The sequence below is a fragment of the Alkalicoccus luteus genome (genome assembly GCF_012034335.1).
GTDB lineage: Bacteria > Bacillota > Bacilli > Bacillales > Salisediminibacteriaceae > Alkalicoccus > Alkalicoccus luteus_A.
Map to the genome: position 1 here is coordinate 1 of NZ_JAATHJ010000102.1, position 272 is coordinate 272.

Consider the following 272-nt stretch of genomic DNA (forward strand, 5'->3'; position numbering starts at 1 on the left):
TCTTCGGATCACAGCTCACTTACAGCTCCCCGAAGCATATCGGTGTTCGTCCCGTCCTTCATCGGCTCCTAGTGCCAAGGCATTCACCGTGCGCCCTTGGTCGCTTAACCATCTGATACGTGCTGACCAGGCTTCACGCCCATCCAGCATCAGACCCCAATGCCTAAAAAAGGGATCTGGCATACCAGTGATTCGTCGTTCTCGGCATTTCTTCTAAGACACTCGGATTCCTCTCTAACCAGGTATTCTGATCATTGATTCAATCCGGTGAT

At 51.5% G+C, this 272-nt stretch carries 1 rRNA gene; it reads right to left on the reverse strand.

Annotated features, from left to right (window positions below):
* A 23S ribosomal RNA gene (locus tag HCN83_RS18090) occupies positions 1-110 on the reverse strand; the annotation flags it as partial.
* Positions 111-272: the final 162 nt, after the last annotated feature.